We start from the raw sequence: 402 nt of genomic DNA on the forward strand, positions 1-402 counted from the left end.
GCCGCAATGGCGGCGGTGCCCAGCGTGCTGGTCAGGCTGGAGACCGACAGCTTGCCGATCTGGAACATGCCGTTCTCGATGCCGGCGGGGATGCCGACTTTCAGGATGCGCTTGAGGAGGTCGAGGTCAGGCTTCAGGTCGGTGAGGTGGTCGATGCGCAGCGCACAATCCGGCTTCTGCAGCAGGAACATCACGGTGAAGCAGGCGATCATCCGGCTCACGAGGCTGGCGGTGGCCGCACCCATCACGCCCATGCCGAACCGGTAGATCAGGATGGCGTTGCCGCCAATGTTCTCCACGTTCATCACCAGGCTGGAAAGCATACTGATCTTACTGTTGCCCTGGGCGCGGAACAGGGCCGCACCGGCGTTGTACACGCCAATAAAAGGATAGCTCAGGGCC

General features: G+C 62.4%; 1 protein-coding gene. It reads right to left on the minus strand.

Features of this window, described 5'->3' with window-relative positions:
- On the minus strand, positions 1-402 hold a 402-nt coding region (locus P0G09_RS15840; RefSeq protein WP_275253134.1), incomplete at both ends, for a polysaccharide biosynthesis C-terminal domain-containing protein.

Origin of the sequence: Faecalibacterium sp. DFI.5.82 (assembly GCF_029076575.1) — a bacterium.
GTDB classification, from domain to species: domain Bacteria; phylum Bacillota; class Clostridia; order Oscillospirales; family Ruminococcaceae; genus Faecalibacterium; species Faecalibacterium duncaniae.